Source organism: Neorhizobium sp. JUb45, assembly GCF_004343585.1.
In the GTDB taxonomy this organism is placed as follows: Bacteria; Pseudomonadota; Alphaproteobacteria; order Rhizobiales; family Rhizobiaceae; genus Neorhizobium.
This window is the reverse complement of the sequence record NZ_SLYW01000011.1, coordinates 67,179-80,053: the sequence shown is the minus strand read 5'-3', so window position 1 is coordinate 80,053 and position 12,875 is coordinate 67,179. Positions and strand designations below refer to the sequence as shown.

Below are 12,875 nucleotides of genomic sequence, written 5' to 3'. Positions count from 1 at the left end.
GCCGGAGTTGTCACACCTCTGTCTCAACCGAAACACCTGTCGAGTCTCGCCCGCTAGACGTCGCTGATTGATGGAAGATGTAACTCCACTTCCCGTCGGCTCTTGTCTTCCAGCGGCTGGATTTTTTCATTCCAGAAAGCGGCAGCTTCCTGTGTGTCGCCTTCCCAGTCACGTGTGCTGACGATGTTGTCATCGACTTTCGCGCGCCGTTTGCCGCCCAACCGGATATATTCCTCTGCCAGCAGAAGAGATGGCGTCTTGCCATCTTCGCGCGTTTCGTCGTCGTGCTGTGACTGAGGTGTGTGAGCGGTTTCACTGAGAATGCGGCGCAATGCATCCTGCTCCGGTGTTGCGGGCCTGCGGTCGAGAAACACCTGCGCGGGCATACGGGTTTCGTGTCCACCGGAAGGCGGGTTGCCGCGATGGACGACGATGGCGTCACGAGAGCCGTGTTGCTGCTCAAGCAACCAACTGTCGCCGTTCGAGCTTCTGGCGAATTCCTTCATGTCGTCCATGTGCGTGGATCCTTTTCGGGTCATGTGTTCAGGCATGTGAATGGTGCCGTACGGACCAAACTCCCCCATTCGCCATTGGTTGCAATTCCCTTTGAAATGCCTGAGCCAACCTCACTGTGTACGAGATTTTCTCTGTTGGCCGAACTGCTATGACCGCAAGTATTTCGTCTCGCTCTTCATCATTTGTCATCAAAGGCGCCGTAATTCATACGCGATGAATTCTTCGTGGAGCAGGATATGATCGCTATACAGCCTCATCGACATGTTTCGCCAAAGGCATCGAGCGCCGAAGGATTTACGGCGCGCCGATACGATGATTTCGCCGAGGTTGAGCAGCTCTGGCGGCATATGGAGGATCGAGGCTGGGTCAGCCTATTCCAGCAATATGACTGGGCTGAGCAGGTCCGGGCAAATCTGGCGACAGGGTCGGACACCCTTCCCTTTGTTGTCGAGATCACCGATCCGCGTGTCGAAGCGCCGGTGATGTTGCTGCCTTTCGTGTTGCGAAAGAAAAGCGGCTACAGCGTCGTTGAATATTTCGGGCTCGGGGTCTGCGATATCACTGCGCCGCTGCTTGCCCCCGACTATGTTTTTCCAGCCGATGTCGGCCCAGCCTTATGGGAGGCAATCCTTTCTGTTCTCCCGAAAGCTGATTTCATTCGCTTGGACCAGATCATTAGTAAAGTCGGCGAGGCCGCCAATCCGCTCCTGTCGCTCCCTGATGTCCATGTCAGCATATCACCGAGTTTCGAGGCACCGATCGATGGCGCATTCGAGACGGTGGTTGATCGTATCGTCAACAATCAGACGCGCCGCATCCTGAAAACCTCCAGTCGACGAATAGCCGAGATCGGTGAGGCGCGGTTTGTCGCGGCGACCACGAAGGCCGAGCTGGACGTCCTGATCCCGGCAATGATTTCACAACGTCTGCAGCGCTTTCAGGAGATGGGTCGGGTCGATCTTCTGACGCGGCCGGACGTTCAGGCCTTCTACAGGAGTGCCGCGGTTGCCGGTCTGGAAGGGAAGGGGCCAGCCCGCGTTTTCGGACTTTTTGTCGGCGACGAATGCATTGCCACCACATACGGCCTTGTCGACGGCCGCAGTTTTTGCCTGACCATCATGACGATGGCAGGTGGCCCTTGGCAAGCATGTTCGCCCGGCATGGCAATCATCGCACGCGTAATCCAGTGGTCGCGGCAGCAGGATTTGAAGGTCATCGATTTTTCTGTTGGAGAGCTGTCTTACAAGACCGGCTTTGGCGGACAACGACAGGAGCGCTACGCCTTGTGGCAAGGGCTCACCGTCAAGGGGCGCTCGGCCATCGTGATCTTGCATGCCTTGTCGGCCACGAAGCGGACGCTGAAAAATAATCCTGCCCTGTTCAATCGACTACGGTCATGCGTGCAGTTTGTTCGCCGAATGCGCCGCTCGCGAAGCAAACCTGAAGTGTAAAGAAGCGATGGCTTCAAATGACACATCGGCAGCATTTGGCCTCATACAGTAGACAGAAAATTTAGACATCTGAGCAATAACTCAGGATTGTATGATCGAGCCTGACATGCGTTAGGAATTTTTATGTCCAATGTTTTGCATGTCGCTTCCAAGCCATATCAGCCGGACCAAAGTTTCGATGGTGGATCGACTGTCGAGCTGGGCGATCTCAAATCCATATTGCTGCATCGTCGTGGCCTGATCCTTGGCACTGCCGCTTTGCTGACGCTGGCAGTGATGCTTTATGGCCTGCTCACGCCGGCACTGTTCAGCTCCACGGCGCAAATCATCATCGACCCTCGCGACCGGCAGGTCATCACCAACGACATAAACCCCAGCAGCATTTCGCCGGATGGCGGCATTGCGCAGGTCGAAAGTCAGGTCACGGTCGCACAGTCGACCAATGTGCTGTTGCGGGCCATCAAGGCCACGGATTTGACGCGTGATCCGGAGTTCAACTCTGCCGGATTGCTCGGTGCATCCGGGGGCAATGTCGAAGCCTTGAGTGATGAAGACCGGCAGGTTGTGGGAAGCGATGTCGCCACGGTCAAAACGCTGGATACTTTACGCCGAAAAATGTCGGTGAAGCGCAATGACAAGGTTCTCGTGATCGACATTATGGTTACGACGAAAAGTCCGGCCAAATCGGCGATGCTCGCCAATGCGATTGCAAGCGCGTACCTCGCAGATCAGGCGGAGGCACGATCCCAATCCGCCAGCGAAGCCTCGTCCGCCCTGTCGGCAAGGCTCGAGGAACAGCGCCGCCAGGTCGAGACCGCGGAAAATGCGGTCGAGCGATACAAGCTCGACAATAACATGGTCATGACATCCGGGCGCTTGCTGAGCGATCAGGATCTGACCGAGATCAACACGCAATTGGCGCTGGCGCAAAGCAACACCGTTGCCCTCAAGGCACGCGTTGACCAGATCCGAATGTATCGCGAGCAGGGGACGTCCGCAAACGTCGCGGCGGAAGCGATGCAATCCGATGTGCTCACGCAATTGCGTGCCCATCAGGCGACGCTTGAAAACCGGGCGACCAGCCTGGAAGCGCAACTCGGTCCCCGCCATCCCGCAATGCTGACAGCCCAGTCGCAAATGCGGAACTTGCAAACTCTCATCACGCAGGAGCTTTCGCGCATCGAAGCGTCTGCGATTGCGGATTATGAGCGTGCCGTCTCGAATGAGAAAACCCTTGCCGCCAAGGTTGGCGGGCTCAAGGGCCAGTCGTTCTCGACCTCGCAGGCATCGGTGCGGCTGCGCGAACTTGAGCGGGATCTGGAAGCCGTGCGCTCGATCTATGCCAATTATCTGACGCGTGTGCAGGAGACCCGAGAGCAGGTCCATGTCGACACCACGAATGCGCGGATCATTACGCAGGCCATGCCGGCGCAGCGCAAAAGCTGGCCGCCACTGTCATTCCTGCTGGCGGGGGCAATGTGTGGCGGGCTGGGACTTGGCGCGGGTTTGGCGCTGCTTGCGGAATACAATTCGCCAACGATCCTTTCGGGCGGTCAACTCCGATCCGCGTTGAATATTCCGCTGCTTGGCATTGTGCCGGGCGGTGGTGGTGCCGGCAGGCGCCGCGTCCGTCGCGCGAAGGCCAAAGACGGCGCCGAACAGATGATGACCGGTAGTCCGAAGACCGATGGTGTGATCGGGCTTGCGCTGCGCAGCATTGTCGATTCCGAGCGCTGGCAATCGCATGGCGGCATGGCACCTGCAATCGTGCTGACGTCGCGATCTGAGGATGAAGATCACAGAATGCGTATCGCCGGCCTTTTCGGTGCGGCGTTTGCTGCGCGCGGCGAGCGGATCCTCATCGTCGACGCCAATATGAGCGTCGGCGCGCGTGATCCGGGCCTGACGGATGTTCTGGCCGGAAACGCCGATTTTGACGACGTGATCCATTTCCGTTTCGGCAAGAACATTGCCTATATGGGGCGTGGCCAGGTTCACGATCTGCTCAACGAAAAAACCATAGGTATCGCCAGTCGAACGATGCTGCGCCGGGCATCACGCATGTTCGATGCTGTCGTTATCGATGGCGGAAACCTGTCCGAGAACCTCAGGGCCATTCCGCTTGCGGAACTTGCGAGCGAGGTTTTGCTGATCGCCGAGCTGAACGTAACCCCGTTGAGCAACGCAGTCTCAATGGCCCAATCGATGGTGATCATGGGCGCGCCGCTGACCGGCTCCCTGCTGATCGATGCAGGCCTGAGGGGCTGACATGGCCCCTCCTTCAAACCGTCTCGTTGAACGTAAACGGTTGGTCGCGGAACCCGTCGTTGCTCGTATCGATATGATCAGCCGATATGGACTGACCGCCGCAGTGGTCATGCTGTTCATGGTTTCGGGTGGCATGCTCTGGGTGCTGGGTTACAATTATGAGGGCCTCACCGGCGGCGCCATCAGCAAGATCCATCCCGCCACATATCTGGTCTTTCTCATTCTCGCCTGGCGCAGCTGTGTTTATGGAAATCCGATAGGCTTCTGTGTTCATTTGGCAAACCAGCGGCCCGGTGCAGCCTTCATGGCCGGCATCGCCGCAATGGTTCTGCTTTTTGTGATCCTGAGGCAACGCCCCAATATGGCGGGTCTTGTCGATACCTATCTCGGCGCGACCTTCCTGGTTCTCCTGCTTGCCGATGCGGACAGGGCGCTGATGGCAAGGCTCGAAAAGCTTCTGCATGTGATGATGACGCTCAACGCGCTGCTGGCGCTGTTCGAGTTCGCGACCAAGCACCTGCTTTTCCCGTTTCGGCTCGACGGGCAGGCCTTCGAAACGGACCTGCGTTCATCGGCATTTCATGGCCATCCGTTGACCAATGCCGCTGTCACGGCGTGTTACGTCGCGGCATTGCTGAGTGGCGCGCGAAGCCTCCCCAATGGTCTGCGGTTCGCGCTGATCGCTCTCCAAGGTGCGGCACTTGTCGCCTTTGGTGGAAGAACGGCGATGGTGGCCATCATCGTTTTCGGTAGCGCCTACTGTATAAGCCGTGCCTATCGCACCCTGCGCCATCGCCGGGTCAGTCTGCCGGCGGCAGCGGTCACCATCATGCTGGTCGCGCTGTCTCCGGTCGTTCTGGGCGGTCTGGCAGCCTACGGTTTTTTTGATGCGTTGCTTGAACGGTTCCTGTCCGATGGCGGCAGTGCCAATTCTCGCATCGAGATGCTGGAGCTGTTTCAGTATTTCACTCTTCACGAGCTGATCGTCGGCCCGGACCTCGATCTGCTCGATACCGTGCGCAGAATGCACGGCCTCGAATGGGGTATCGAAAACCCGATCATCCGCATGACCCTCTATCAGGGCGCCTTCATCACCCTGCTGATGGCGCTGGGTTTTGCCATTTTCATGTATGAACTGACACGGCGATGCCTGCCCGGCACATGGTTGCCGATGGCCGTATGGCTGCTGGTGATGATGTCCGCCGAGACGATCTCGTCCAAGACGACCCTGTTGAGCAAATTCTGCTTCATCATCCTGTGTCTCTACTATCCGGGCTCGGAGCGGCAGCCGCGGCCCGTTAACCAGATGGCCAGAAACTCCGGGTTCGGCCCCCGGCAAACTTGAATTTGCGGCTCAATCAACGACAGTACTGCCGGGGTATATCCGGTTTTCGATCATCACTAAAAAGGGGGAGCAAAGAATGACGAACCTGTGGGCAAGCTTTGTTCATCCCATCAGCCGTTACATGCGCAGAAAACGCGCCAGACAGATCCTGCAGCTCTACCCGGATTTCAGCAATGCCTCCGTTCTCGATCTTGGCGGCTCTCGGCATTACTGGGAAAAGATGATCGGACTGATGGAGCCGAAAAGCCTGACGGTGCTGAATGTCGAAGATGATGGTCAGGCCGTCAGCTATTCCAACCTGCTGCCCAATCTGAAAATCGAGATCTACGACGGCATCAAGATACCTTATCCGGACGATCACTTCGACGTGGTCTTCTGTAACTCCGTGATCGAGCATGTGCCGCCGGCGCTTCGCCAAAACCTCGTCAACGAGATCAGGCGCACCGGACGAACCTATTTTGTTCAGACACCGTCATATTATTTTCCGGTCGAACCGCATTTCGTCATGCCCTTCGTTCATTGGCTCCCAAGAGCCATCGGCCGAAAACTCGTTCGCATAAGTCTCTATGCGATCCTGTCGAAAGCCACGCCGCAGAAGCTGGACGCCTATTTCGACGAGGTTCATCTTCTGTCGGCGAAAGAGCTGAAAGGCTACGCCCCGGAAGCCACGCTCGTGCCCGAACGACTGCTTGGTCTGACAAAATCCTATACGCTGGTCAATCTGGCGCCGCAGGCCTGAGCCGCAGCGTCGTAGTGCCGCCAGAACCAGTTACGGCGTGGGTGAGGCGAGGCCAAGAGCATCCAGTATCGCGGGATCGAGCGCGCGCGTGGTGTCGTCCATCAATCCCATGCCATCAAACAGGTTCCAGAATGCCCATGGCAAGCCTGCCTTTTCGGCACTCAGTCTGACGTCCCTGATATAACGCGCCCTGTCTGCCGCATGCGCGGCGACGTAACGGTGATCGCTTTTCAGCGCACCGAATTCGCCCATCAGAATGCGATCGGCAGCAATGCCGTGCCGTCGTCCCCAGTTTGCGACCTCGGACATGTATCCGTCGACAAAATTCCGGTCGGGCAATCCATCGAAATAGTCTTTCAGCACACGTTCTGCCTCGCGATAGGCGTCTTTCTTGTCCCGCTCGGGAGATGTCGTGTCCTGAGCGATGCGCACTCTCACCGCCGCAAGGGTTTCTTCAAGGGAACCAGCCGAGCCCGGCCAGGGAACGGAATTGAGATAACGATAGAGCGGCTCGCCAATCCACGGCGCGCCCTGATGGCTGAAGACATAGGGCTCGTAAAAATGAAAGGTGTAGATGAGGGGCTGAAATGCCTCCATAGGACGCGGGTCGAGGGTAGAAAGGCCGGAGATCATGCTGCCGCAAGCACCCGTCGCGATCAGCATCAGATCAGGTGAGGCGGAACGTGCGGCGGTCAGGAAAGCTGTCTGTGTCTTGTCCCAGACCGCCGATGTGCATGATTGCGGCGGCTCATTGACACATTCCAACGCAACACGTCCGGGGGCGCGCTGGCCCAAAAGCTTCGACCATGTGCCGATCAGTTTCAGATAGGCCTCGAAGCCCGGCGCATCCGGCCCCGATATCAGGTTCTGCGGGTACCAGTAGTGCGTTGCAGTGTTCGGGCTGAAATTGACGATGACCCGTAATCCCGTATCCATCGCCATGTCGACAGCGTCCACCAGCATGTCCGAAAGCCGGGCAACCTGTTGCGGTTTCATCGCGAGAAACGGGCCGGGATCAACGGGCAGGCGAATGAAGTCCAGACCGCATGTTTTCAAACGCACGAGATCGGCGCGCGTCGGCACCGGACGCTCCGTTTGGAACGGAGGCCAGTCGTAATCTCTGCTGGGCGCCGGGAATTCGCGTGTCAGCGAAAACCACGGAAAGACATTGATCCCCCGGCGAAACCCCGCGTGTCTTCCCTCAGTCGTTGTCGCAGCGACGTTCGCCCCGCCCATCAAGGAAAGGGCGGCCGCAGACGACGCCTGGCCGAGAAAACTGCGGCGGTGCCGGTTGATCACGTAACGTCCGCAGTTCTTTTGCGCACCGGCAGAACGTCCTTTTTGCCCGACAAGCTCAGGCATTCCCGTTTGTAGGTGCCCAATATGTCCTCCCACCGGAATACGGCTGCCGCGCGCTCGCGCGCCGCAGCAGCGCAGCGTTTGACGAGAAGGTCGTCCGCGAGAGCTTGCGACAACGATAAGTCGCAACTGTCGACGTCGGAAAAATAGACGGCTGCCGACCCAGCGGTCCATCGATTGTAGCGGTTGTCATGGGCCACCACCATGTTTCCGGCCGCCAGTGATTCCACCAGCGAAGGGTTTGTTCCTCCAACGGTATGGCCGTGAACATAGGCTCTCGCGTGAAACCGCAACGCTTCGACCACCTGCGGATCGTAGATTGCGCCCGGAAACACCACCTCATCACTGGCAGCGCGCTTGACGGCATCATGATAGGCATTGCCCGCGACGAAGTTGCCGAGAATGACAAGTCTGGCGTTTCGCCGCCGTTTCGAAAATGCCGTGACCAGAGTGAGAATATTGTTGTCCGGTTCTATCCTGGCGATCGAGATGAGGTAACTGCCGGGTTCAAGCCCAAGCTCTCGCACCGGCTGATCCGAGGCTTTGGTAACGGGCACGCCGCCATAAGGGATCGTCACGATATTCTTGGACGGCCGGCGTGTCGCCAGATGGCTGGCGATTTCCGGATGGTCGGCGACGAGCCGGTTTGATGACCATGCGGCGATCCATTCGTTCAGCCAGAACCACGCCTTGACAGGATAGCTCCATTTGGGACGACGCCATTCGATGCCATCCATATTGGTAATGATCTTGCGTCCCATCAGACGAAGATAGGGCAGGAAAATCGCGCCATTGTATCCTAGAACGAGGTTGACGCTGTCTCGACGTGCAGCGTGCAATGCGCAATGCATGTCGAACTCCAGCGTCGCCCGCGCCCCTTTGGACGCGACTTCGATATGGATGAGTTCGATGCCGTGCCACATTTCGCTACGCACGCGCTCGGTTACGGTTGTAACCTCGTGCTGGCAATAGACACCGACATTCCAACCGGATTCGACAAGGAAAAGTGCAAATTTTTCTGCGAAAGTCTCGAAGCCGCCATGCGCTGCCGGAATGCCCCGAGTTCCCAAAATGAGTATAGATGGCTTGTAATGATACATATAGTCAGGCCCCCACCTTTCATTATGTCTAACAATGACATATCGCCTTTGTTATTACTCAATGATTGCAAGGAGCGTGCCAGGCACAATTCTTGCTATGCCTCTTAAAGACATTGCCAATATTCTATTAATACGTGGAGGGAGACCCATCATGCGAATTGCCTGTATTCATCAGGGCTACGAGCTGTATGGCTCCGATCGGAGTTTTGTAGAAAGCGTCGAGAGCTTACGATTGCTATATCCCTCCGCTGAAATCGAGGTCGTCCTTCCGCGTGACGGTCCAATCACCGAGCTTTTGCGCGATGTCGCCACGCGGATCGTATTCGAGCCTTTGTGGATTTTGCGGCGCAAGGCACTGCCTCGTCTGCTGACGGTTGATCTGGCAAGGCTGCCGGTCGCGGTCATGCGCGCCATCCGGCGCCTGAGAGGCTTCGATCTGGTCTATGTCAACACGTCGATCATCATTGATTACGCAATTGCCGCGCGGTTCGTTGGCAACAAGGCCGTGCTTCACATCCACGAAATACCGGAGGGACTGGCGCTCAAGGTTTTACGCGCCCTGATGCGATGGAGCCGCGCCGAGATCATCTTCAACTCCAATGCGACCCGTCTGGCGTTCGACCTGCCGGCGACAATGCGCAGCAGCGTCATCTATAACGGTGTTGCCGGCCCCGCCGAGGCGCAGCCCATGACCTATGATGGCCAGCGGCGCTTGCGTGTTCTCATGCTCGGCCGGGTGAACCGGATCAAGGGCCAGGAGGTTCTCCTCGAAGCCATTTCGATGATGGATGCCGCGTGGCAGGCGCGCATCGACATTCGCATGGTGGGCAGCGCCTTCGAAAACGACGAGCCCGAGCAGGCCTTGAAAGCGCAGATCGCGCAGATGAAGCTGGGCCAGCAGGTTTCCATGCTGCCGTTTACGGATGACCCGTCCGAGCATTATCGCTGGGCCGATATCGTTGTGGTGCCGTCGCGGCGTCCGGAATCTCTCGGGCGGGTCGCCATCGAGGCCATGGCATATGGGCGGCCACCGGTTGTCTCGGCGATCGGTGGTTTGATGGAAGTCGTCGAGCATCAACGAACAGGCTGGCTGGTGCCGCCGGCAGACCCGGCGGCTTTGGCGGCTCAGCTGCAAGCCATCGCGTCGGAGCCCGACCTGTGGCGTGGTTTCGTCGAGAACGGACGCCTGCGTTACGAGAGCATGTTCAGTCATTCCGCGTCCACGAAGGCGATCGCCGCTCTCGTTTCAGCCCGGCACCAGAAGGCGGTTGTTTTGACCGGGGCGTTAGACAAGCCCGGCACTTGTGAAACATGATGATCGTTTCTAACTCATTGTTTTCCCGCGGCCGAAGACTTGTTCTGATGGTCGGCGGCGAGGCGATCCAGAGCGGCTTCCATTTCGCCCTCAATATCTACATGCTCCATGTGCTGGCACCGTATGACTACGGCGTGTTTGCCATCAGCATGGTGATGGGCGGAGCCGGCATCGCATTCATTCGGTCTCTCTGCGGCATGCCTGCCAGCATCTGGATCGGTAGGACCATGTCGCCCAGAAAGGCGCATGCCTATGATGTGACATTCGGGTCTGTTGCCTTCTTTCTGGCCATGGGCATGGCAGTGCCGGTTGCCGGACTTCTATACGCTTGGCAGATCGACAGCATGATTGCCGGTGGACTGTTCGTCGGCCTCTGGTCGTTGCGAAACTACCTGCGCACGTCCTACTTCGCCCAGCGACGTTCCGTCATCGTCAGCTGGAGCGATACCTGTTTTACGGCTGTGGGCATTGCCGCCACTGCCATTGCGGCCTGGCAGGGCGGCGATATCCTCGGCAATGTCTTCGACGCATTGGCTTTTGCAAATGGGCTTGCGATCGTCGTTCTTCTGGCATTGGCACGGCGCCCGGTCCGTATCACGTTGAGACCTGCGGTCAGAAGACGGTATGTCGGCCTGTGGCCTCAACTGAAATGGTCCGCCTTCAGCGTGACGACTATACTGGCCCAAGGGCAATGCACGGCACTGATGGTCACGGCTGTTGCGGGGCCGGCGGCTTTTGCGCCGATCGCTGCCGTATTGTCGCTGTTTGCACCTTTGCGCATCATCGCCACCGCTTTCGACAACATGATGCAGCCGGAACTGTCCGCGCTGGTGGCGCAGAGGGAGATCGGTCGTGTGTGGGGTCAGGCGCGATTTTGGTCGCTGGTCATGGGGGCAGGGGCGATCGTGTATGGGGTGGCCGTCTTCGCCCTTGCGCCCCATCTCAAGGCGCAATCTCTGGCAGGGCTTGAGATTGGTTCGACCGGTGTGCCTGCGTTGATCATATTCGCGATGATCATGGTCTACAGCATTCCGCGCCTTGTTCTGGAGGTTCTCAACGACTTCTGGACACTGGCCATGATCAATTTCAGTGCCGCGCTCGTAGGGCTCGCCGCCATTCTGGCGATCCTTGTCGTGGCGTCTCCGTCGATCGCACTTGCCGGTGCGGCAGTCTCCGAAAGCATCGTCTGTCTGGCGTGCTGGCTGGCGATGAAACGCAAGCTTGATCTGGCAGACAGGTCCGGCAGGCAAGACACGTCCGGTGAGCAAGAACAGGGTAAGCGGCATGCATATTAGCCTGCGTTTCGATGGCAATCATCTTCGGCAATGGCATGTGGCGCTTGCCGAACGCCTGCAAGCGCTGCCGGCTGTCCGCGTGTCGATCGACGCCCGTCCTTCGTCGCCGGCACTGCCCGGCTCGCTGGAAATGCTTTTCAAGCTGGAGACGCTTCTGTTCGGCCTGTCGTCCCGACTGTCTGCCAGAACGATCGACAGGTCGCAGATCGCCAGTTTCGAGACTGCCCATGAAGAGCCGATCGATCTCGTCATCGATCTCTGCGGCGACATGATGCCGGACGAAGGCCGGGTATGGACAATCTCCTTCAACGGAGCCTCCGGAGAGGCAGCACTTCTATCCCTGCTCGTTGACCGGGAAACACCCACGGCAGAGATATCGGAAAACGCTCACATCATACGTGCCGCCCGCCTTGGCACAGAACACGGCGGTGTGGTGTTAGCCAGTTTCAGCGACATGCTCGATCGCACGACCACGATGCTGATCGCCGCACTGTCTGGAGCCCCCGCCGCTGCATTGCCGGACCTTGGTCCGCAGACCCGTCCCCGCCTGGATCGATTGTCGGCGCGGAACATAGGCGTTCTGGCATCGAAAAAGCTGGCCCAGCGGGTGGTTCAGCACCTCTACCACCTTTGCTACAATGCGCCTTCATGGCGGGTGGGCTGGCGGCGCCTGGATGGCCCGGATCTCTTTGACCTGAAGGCCCATCCGGACACCGGCTGGAAGGTTCTGGCTGACGACGGGAGAAGATTTTACGCCGACCCCTTTCCGATCGTGCATCAGGGAAAAACGACGCTTTTTGTCGAGGACTACGAGTATTCGACCGCCAAGGGCATCATCTCGGCAGTGACATTCGATGCCGACGGTCCGGTCGGTCGGCCCGAACCGGTTCTCGAACATGCCTGTCATCTCTCCTATCCTTTTGTCTTTGAGCGGGATGGACAGATCTGGATGATCCCTGAGACCTGTGCGGCCGAAACAGTCGAGCTTTACAGGGCGACGTCGTTTCCCGGCGGCTGGGTCAAGGAAGCGACGCTATTGTCCGGTATCTCGGCCAGCGACGTGACGCTGATAGAGAATCTCGGACAGTGGTGGATGTTTGCGACCGTCCGCGACGGCGGTGGATCCTATTCGGACGCACTTCACATATGGACGGCGAATGATTTTCGCGGCCCATGGACGCCGCATCGCGGCAACCCCGTCCTGATCGATATCGCATCGGCGCGCCCGGCCGGCCGTATGGTCTGGCGTGACGGTGCTCTCCTGCGGCCGGTGCAGGATTGCCGCAAGGGATATGGCGTCGCCCTTGGCATCGCGCAGGTGAAACGGCTTGATCATGATGGTTTCGAACAATCACTTCTGGCCAGCCTGACCTCGGGAAAGCAGTGGTCCGGTCAGCGAATACATACGCTCAACAGTGCAGGTGGGTTCGAATTCATCGATGGTTCCGCTTACGCGCCGCGTTGGCGATGAGCGGTGAACGATCTGC

At 58.3% G+C, this 12,875-nt stretch carries 10 protein-coding genes; 7 read left to right on the top strand and 3 right to left on the bottom strand.

Translation table 11 applies throughout. The features are described from left to right. Positions 1 to 53: 53 nt before the first annotated feature. The gene (locus EDF70_RS30465) at positions 54 to 515 is read right to left on the bottom strand and encodes a hypothetical protein (protein ID WP_245519371.1); all 462 of its coding nucleotides are present in this window, start codon (positions 513 to 515) and stop codon (positions 54 to 56) included. Positions 516 to 752: 237 nt separating this feature from the next. On the opposite strand from EDF70_RS30465, the gene EDF70_RS26230 reads away from it, so the two are divergent. The 4 genes from EDF70_RS26230 to EDF70_RS26215 all read left to right on the top strand — a co-directional run bounded on the left by EDF70_RS26230 (position 753) and on the right by EDF70_RS26215 (position 6,319). Then, positions 753 to 1,967, top strand: coding sequence for a GNAT family N-acetyltransferase (locus EDF70_RS26230; protein ID WP_132280004.1), 1,215 nt, complete (start codon positions 753 to 755; stop codon positions 1,965 to 1,967). A gap of 123 nt (positions 1,968 to 2,090) precedes the next feature. Next, a complete protein-coding gene (locus EDF70_RS26225) occupies positions 2,091 to 4,235 on the top strand; it encodes a GNVR domain-containing protein (protein ID WP_132280001.1) in 2,145 nt (714 codons plus the stop codon). A gap of 1 nt (position 4,236) precedes the next feature. Beyond that, positions 4,237 to 5,580 carry a VpsF family polysaccharide biosynthesis protein gene (locus tag EDF70_RS26220; protein ID WP_132279998.1) on the top strand — a complete coding sequence of 448 codons (1,344 nt, stop codon included), beginning with the start codon at positions 4,237 to 4,239 and terminating at the stop codon, positions 5,578 to 5,580. A 76-nt stretch (positions 5,581 to 5,656) separates the two neighbouring features. Beyond that, positions 5,657 to 6,319 carry a class I SAM-dependent methyltransferase gene (locus tag EDF70_RS26215; protein ID WP_132279995.1) on the top strand — a complete coding sequence of 221 codons (663 nt, stop codon included), beginning with the start codon at positions 5,657 to 5,659 and terminating at the stop codon, positions 6,317 to 6,319. A 30-nt stretch (positions 6,320 to 6,349) separates the two neighbouring features. On the opposite strand, the gene EDF70_RS26210 is transcribed toward EDF70_RS26215, so the two are convergent. Then, the gene (locus tag EDF70_RS26210; RefSeq protein WP_348639740.1) at positions 6,350 to 7,402 is read right to left on the bottom strand and encodes a cellulase family glycosylhydrolase; all 1,053 of its coding nucleotides are present in this window, start codon (positions 7,400 to 7,402) and stop codon (positions 6,350 to 6,352) included. 212 nt (positions 7,403 to 7,614) lie between these two features. Continuing rightward, the gene (locus EDF70_RS26205; RefSeq protein WP_132279992.1) at positions 7,615 to 8,778 is read right to left on the bottom strand and encodes a DUF1972 domain-containing protein; all 1,164 of its coding nucleotides are present in this window, start codon (positions 8,776 to 8,778) and stop codon (positions 7,615 to 7,617) included. 34 nt (positions 8,779 to 8,812) lie between these two features. Here EDF70_RS26205 and EDF70_RS26200 point away from each other — a divergent pair, with 34 nt between their 5' ends. From EDF70_RS26200 to EDF70_RS26190, 3 genes are read left to right on the top strand one after another with little or no spacing between them, the layout of a single operon-like run. Beyond that, positions 8,813 to 10,093, top strand: a complete 1,281-nt coding sequence (locus EDF70_RS26200; RefSeq protein ID WP_348639739.1) for a glycosyltransferase family 4 protein — start codon at positions 8,813 to 8,815, stop codon at positions 10,091 to 10,093. After that, entirely contained in the window at positions 10,090 to 11,388 is a 1,299-nt protein-coding gene (locus tag EDF70_RS26195; protein ID WP_132279988.1) for a hypothetical protein, read from the top strand. The genes EDF70_RS26200 and EDF70_RS26195 overlap by 4 nt, the downstream gene beginning before the upstream one ends. Further along, positions 11,378 to 12,859, top strand: a complete 1,482-nt coding sequence (locus tag EDF70_RS26190) for a formyl transferase (RefSeq protein ID WP_132279984.1) — start codon at positions 11,378 to 11,380, stop codon at positions 12,857 to 12,859. The genes EDF70_RS26195 and EDF70_RS26190 overlap by 11 nt, the downstream gene beginning before the upstream one ends. Positions 12,860 to 12,875: the final 16 nt, after the last annotated feature.

Excerpts from the sequence above, each read along its gene's own strand:
- EDF70_RS26225 (WP_132280001.1), top strand. The coding sequence starts at position 2,091 with ATGTCCAATGTTTTGCATGTCGCTTCCAAGCCATATCAGCCGGACCAA.
- EDF70_RS26215 (WP_132279995.1), top strand. The coding sequence starts at position 5,657 with ATGACGAACCTGTGGGCAAGCTTTGTTCATCCCATCAGCCGTTACATG.
- EDF70_RS30465 (WP_245519371.1), bottom strand. The coding sequence starts at position 515 with ATGGACGACATGAAGGAATTCGCCAGAAGCTCGAACGGCGACAGTTGG.
- EDF70_RS26200 (WP_348639739.1), top strand. The coding sequence starts at position 8,813 with ATGACATATCGCCTTTGTTATTACTCAATGATTGCAAGGAGCGTGCCA.
- EDF70_RS26190 (WP_132279984.1), top strand. The coding sequence starts at position 11,378 with ATGCATATTAGCCTGCGTTTCGATGGCAATCATCTTCGGCAATGGCAT.
- EDF70_RS26230 (WP_132280004.1), top strand. The coding sequence starts at position 753 with ATGATCGCTATACAGCCTCATCGACATGTTTCGCCAAAGGCATCGAGC.
- EDF70_RS26220 (WP_132279998.1), top strand. The coding sequence starts at position 4,237 with ATGGCCCCTCCTTCAAACCGTCTCGTTGAACGTAAACGGTTGGTCGCG.
- EDF70_RS26205 (WP_132279992.1), bottom strand. The coding sequence starts at position 8,778 with ATGTATCATTACAAGCCATCTATACTCATTTTGGGAACTCGGGGCATT.
- EDF70_RS26195 (WP_132279988.1), top strand. The coding sequence starts at position 10,090 with ATGATGATCGTTTCTAACTCATTGTTTTCCCGCGGCCGAAGACTTGTT.